This is a genomic window from Mycobacterium sp., assembly GCF_050701675.1.
Taxonomy (GTDB): domain Bacteria; phylum Actinomycetota; class Actinomycetes; order Mycobacteriales; family Mycobacteriaceae; genus Mycobacterium.
The window spans coordinates 1-5,006 of sequence record NZ_JBOGDD010000344.1 but is presented as its reverse complement, the minus strand read 5'-3'; the positions used below and the strand labels follow the sequence as shown (position 1 = coordinate 5,006).

Annotated in this window: 6 protein-coding genes; 2 read left to right on the top strand and 4 right to left on the bottom strand. The window is 66.4% G+C overall.

Translation table 11 applies throughout. The features are described 5' to 3' along the window. Window positions 1-159: alpha/beta fold hydrolase (locus tag ACRDUX_RS10205; RefSeq protein ID WP_526413507.1), on the bottom strand; the 159-nt coding region annotated here is incomplete at its 3' end. A gap of 109 nt (window positions 160-268) precedes the next feature. On the opposite strand from ACRDUX_RS10205, the gene ACRDUX_RS10200 reads away from it, so the two are divergent. Both ACRDUX_RS10200 and ACRDUX_RS10195 read left to right on the top strand, forming a co-directional pair. After that, complete coding sequence (locus ACRDUX_RS10200) at window positions 269-976, top strand: IclR family transcriptional regulator (protein ID WP_526413503.1); 708 nt, start codon at window positions 269-271, stop codon at window positions 974-976. Between the two features lie 20 nt (window positions 977-996). Beyond that, window positions 997-2,637, top strand: coding sequence for an FAD-dependent oxidoreductase (locus ACRDUX_RS10195; protein WP_526413501.1), 1,641 nt, complete (start codon window positions 997-999; stop codon window positions 2,635-2,637). Between the two features lie 78 nt (window positions 2,638-2,715). Here ACRDUX_RS10195 and ACRDUX_RS10190 read toward each other — a convergent pair whose 3' ends face one another. From ACRDUX_RS10190 to ACRDUX_RS10180, 3 genes are all read right to left on the bottom strand, one after another. Then, window positions 2,716-3,624, bottom strand: a complete 909-nt coding sequence (locus tag ACRDUX_RS10190) for an enoyl-CoA hydratase/isomerase family protein (RefSeq protein WP_526413499.1) — start codon at window positions 3,622-3,624, stop codon at window positions 2,716-2,718. Window positions 3,625-3,670: 46 nt separating this feature from the next. Then, a complete protein-coding gene (locus tag ACRDUX_RS10185) occupies window positions 3,671-4,816 on the bottom strand; it encodes a thiolase family protein (protein WP_526413497.1) in 1,146 nt (381 codons plus the stop codon). Between the two features lie 13 nt (window positions 4,817-4,829). Beyond that, window positions 4,830-5,006: OB-fold domain-containing protein (locus ACRDUX_RS10180; protein ID WP_526413505.1), on the bottom strand; the 177-nt coding region annotated here is incomplete at its 5' end.

Genomic DNA, 5,006 nt, shown 5'->3' with positions numbered 1-5,006 from the left:
GGCCTCCGCGTGGCCGCCGGACCCGTGCAACAGGACGAGTGTCGGCTTGTCCCTGTCGCCCGCGTGCAGATAGCGCGTCCGCACACCCCCCGCATCGAGGTAGCCCTGTGAGAACGGGACGCTCTGGAGGTCACTCCAGACGCTCTCGAACTCGCTCATTCGGCCCCTTTCGCTGACTGGTGATGGAAATCTCATTCTCTTTCAAAGCGAGTGATATGTGCTAATATCGCACACTCATGTGCACTATGTATAGAGCATCACTCTCTCGATGACGTCTGTCAAGGAGACCCCTCCGACGGCCGAAAGGCTCGCCGCCGGCTCGCAAACCCTGGCCAGGGGACTGTCCGCGCTGCAGGCTGTGGCGTCGTCTCCCACGGGGATGACCGCGCAGCAGGTCGCCGACCACGTTGGGGTGCACCGCACCATCGCCTACCGACTGCTTTCGACGTTGACGCAGAACCGCTACGTGGTGAAGGGCGACGACGGGCGCTACCGGCCCGCGGCGATGCTCGCGGTGCTTGGCGCATCGTTCGACAACAACCTGCGGGCGCTGAGCGTCCCGACCCTTCGCACGCTCGCCGACGACCTCGGCACGACGGTGTCCCTACTCGTCGCCGAGGGTGACCAGCAGGTGGCGATCGCCGTGATCGTGCCGACCCTGGTCTTCTATCAACTGTCCTTCCACGAGGGCAGCCGCCATCCCATCGAACGCGGCGCCGCCGGCCTGGCCCTGCTGGCGAGCATGCCGCCCCGCCCTGGCGAGCGGGATCTGGTGCCGCTCACCCGCGAGCAGGGCTGGGTGATCACTCACGGCGAGATCGAGCCCGACACCTACGGGCTCGCCGTGCCAGTACGGCGCAGGCCGCCGTCGCCACCCACGTGCATCAACCTCATCTCACACCGCGAGGATGCGCTGATCGGCGGACGCGACGCGGTGATCAAGGCCGCCGAACAGCTGTCGCAGATTCTCGGTTGACACATAGAAAGGTATTTCCAGTGAGCACCGATTGGGACCACGAAGTCGACGTCGTCGTACTCGGCTCCGGCGGCGCCGGACTGACCGCCGCCCTCACCGCGGCCGTCGGCGGAGCCTCGGTGGCGGTCTACGAGAAGGCCGAGACCGTCGGCGGCACTACGGCGGTCTCGGGCGGCATCGTGTGGATCCCGGCGCACCACCGGTCCCCCGACGGCGAACTGACGGTCGACGACGCGATGCGCTACCTCGAGGCGCAATCGCTGGGCGCGATGGACACCGGGCTCGTCGAGACATTCGTCCGAACCGGACCGGAGATGCTCGACTTCGTCGAGAAGCACAGCGAGCTGCAGTTCGAGATCGCCGCCGGCTTCCCGGATTACAAGCCCGAGCTTCCCGGCGGACGCCCCACGGGTGGCAGGTCGCTGAACGCGAAACCCTTCGACCTTGCCCGCCTTGACAACTGGAGCGATCGCATCACCTCGTTCCCGGCCGACTGGAGCAACGTCGGCATCGATGCCGAGACACGCGCCAGGATCCACGCCTCGGTTGACGACACCGCGGGCGACTTCTGCGTGGCGGGTACGGCGCTGATCGCCGGTCTGCTCAAGGGTCTGCTCGATCTCGGGGTCGTGCCGACGACGGGCGCCAGAGCGCTGGAGCTGATTGCTTCCGGCGGGCAGGAGCGAAGCGACACGGGGAGAGGATCCGATGGCCGGATCGCCGGGGTGCGAATCAAACTCGACGGCATGGACGTTCGCGTGCGAGCGCGCCGTGGCGTGGTGCTCGGCACCGGCGGCTTCGAATGGGACCCGAAACTGGTCGAGGCCCACCTGCGCGGACCGATGCACGGCCCCGTGTCACCGCCCAACAACACCGGTGACGGGTTGCGCATGGCGATGGCCCACGGCGCCGACCTCGCCAACATGGGCGAGGCCTGGTGGGTGCCGATCGTCCAGATTCCCGGCGACACCATCGACGGGCATCAGCGCAGCCGCAGTGTGCGCCTTGAACGCACCCGCCCGCGCAGCATCATCGTCAATCGGGCAGGCAAGCGGTTCCTCAACGAGGCGGGCGAGTACAACTCGATGGCCGGACCGTTCCACCACCTCGACCCCCGCTTCGGCTATCTCAACGATCCGGCGTGGATCGTGTTCGACTCACTGCACGTGAAGAAGTACGGCTTTCTCGGGATCGAGCCCGACGGCGTGGTACCCGACTGGTACTGCAAATCAGCCGATCTCGCCGAACTGAGCGTCAAGACCGGGATCGATCCCGAGGGGCTGGCGCGCACCATCGAGGCCTGGAACCACAACGTCGAGGGCGAGACGGACCCCGACTTCGGCCGCGGCTCAAGCGCTTACGACGGCTACTGGGGTGACAACGCCGCTGCCACCCCGGCGCTACAGACGCTCGGCCCCATCGACACCGCGCCCTACTTCGCGGTACCGGTCACCGTCGGCGCGATGGGCACCAAGGGCGGACCGCGCACCGATGCCGACGGGCAGGTATTGCACGTCGACGGCCATCCGATACCCGGTCTCTACGCCGCGGGCAACGCGATGGCGGGAGTGACCGGAAAGGCGTACGGCGGTGCGGGCGGAACCATCGGCCCCGCAATGGTGTTCGGCTACCGCGTCGGGCAGGCTTTGACGCGGGGCTAGCCTTGGCGTCCAGATTGCACTCACGCAGCGAAAGTGCGAGAGCACGCCTGCGTGAGTGCAATCTCGCGAGTCGCTCCGCTAGTCGTTCGCCCTGACCTTGTCCTTCACGGCGGGCACCACCGGGGGGGCCTCACGCCAGTTGGGCACACCGTCGGAATCATTGGCGACCGGGAAACCGCCGCCGTGCACCTGCGACCAGTGGCTGTGGTTCAACTGGTGCAGCGTGAAGCACGCGTTGAGCGAGTTGTAGAAGCCCTGATTGTCCTGCGTCTGGTTGACCGACTCCTTGATGAGCAGCGCCGCCATCGTCGGAACCTTCGCGATTCGCCTGGCGAATTCCATGGTGCGATCGGACAACTCGGCGGCGGGGAACACCTTGGAGACCATCCCGAGCTGATGGGCCTCCTCCACCGAAAGGGAATCGCCGGTGAGCATGAGCTCCTTGGTCTTTCGCGCCCCGAACTCCCACGGATGGGCGAAGTACTCGACACCGCACATGCCGAGCCGCGTCCCGACGACGTCGGCGAAGGTCGTGTCGTCCGCTGCCACGATCAGATCGCACGCCCACATGAGCATCAGTGCCGCGGCATAGACGTCGCCGTGCACCTGCGCGACGGTGATCTTGCGCAGGTTGCGCCACCGGCGGGTGTTCTCGAAGAAGTGGTGCCACTCCTGCAGCATCAGCTTCTCGGCGCCCTCGCGCGTCGCACCGTTCTCGCGAAAGCTGGGATGCTGATCCGGGCCCGGTTGGTACTCCCCCATCATCACCTTGGAGCCCAGGTCGTGGCCGGAGGAGAACATCGGACCATTGCCGCCGAGGATGACCACGCGGACGGTGTCGTCGGCCTCGGCTTGCAGGAACGCCTCGTTGAGCTCGACGAGCAGACCGCGCTGCTGTGCGTTGCGCTGGTCCGGTCGGTTGAGCATGATCCGGGCGATGGTGCCCTCGTCGAGGGTCTCGTACGTGACGAAGCGATAGTCGGCCATGTTTCGGACTCTATTCTTTTGAGAATGGCGTTACCGCGGGGGGTACCTACAGCGACAGGATGGTCGCTGACGCGGTGCCGGGTGCCCCGTAGACCTGCGCCAGACCCACGCGCGGCTCGCCGGGAACCTGACGCTCGCCGGCCTCGCCTCGCAGCTGGCGGACCAGTTCGTGCATCTGCCTCAGCCCGGACGCGCCGATCGGTTCGCCGTTGGCGATCAGACCGCCGTCGGTGTTGACCGGAAGCGATCCACCGATCTCGGTGGCGCCGTCGGCGAGCAGCTTCTCCTGGTCGCCGTCCGCGCACAACCCGGTCTCGGCCATGTGGATGACCTCGGCGCCTGCGTCGGTGTCCTGCAGCTGCGCGACGTCGACGTCCTCGGGCCCGATCCCGGCGGCTTCGTACGCGGCGCGCGCGGCGTAGACCGTCGGCGAGAGATCCTCGTCCAATGGAGCGGACGTTGCATGGACCTCGTAGGCGCCGAAACGACGGGTGCGAATCTCGCTGGCGCGCACGAACACCGGCTTGTCGGTGTAGCGGTGGGCGATGTCGCCGCGGCACATGATGACCGCTGCCGCGCCCTCGTCGGGTGCGCAGAACATGAACTGCCGCAGCGGGTAGTTCAGCACCGGCGACGCCATGATGTCCGCTTCTGATATCGGCTTGCGGCGGAACGCGTTCGGGTGCAGCGCGCCGTTGCGGAAGTTCTTGGCCGCCACCTTGGCCAGCGTCTCCTCGGAGATGCCGTGCTTGTTCAGGTAGTGGTTGATCTTCATGCCGAAGAACTTCGTGGTGACGAACTGTCCGTTCTCGGCGTACCACTGCGGAAGCGCGAGCTTGGCGGGATCGTCGGTGAAGGCGCCTCGGGGATGCTTGTCAAGGCCGATCGCGATGCCGATGTCGTACTTGCCGAGCCGGATGGTGTCGGCGGTCTGCTGGATGGCGCTGGCAGCGGTGGCACAGGCATTGAACACGTTGGTGAACGTGATGCCGGTGAGGCCGACCAGCCGGGTCACGGAGTCGGGATTGGACACCTCGTAGCTGCCACCGAAACCGAATTGGACGTCACCCCACTCGATTCCGGCATCGCCGAGGGCTGACTGGATGGCCTCGGCGCCCATCTCGACGGCCGTCTTCTCGAACCGGCCGAAGGGGTGGATGCCGACGCCGATGATCGCTACGTCATTGGTCATTGGGGCTTCCTCTCTAGACCGGCTGGAACGCGAAGGTGACGACCTCGTTGCCGTCGGCCTCGGTGGCGAACGGGATCATCGTCAGTTCGACTTCCATGCCGAACGCCAACTTGGCCGGATCGTTCTCGGTCAACCGGCCCTCGACGCGCACTACCTCACCCAACTGCACCAGACCCACCCCGAACGGCAC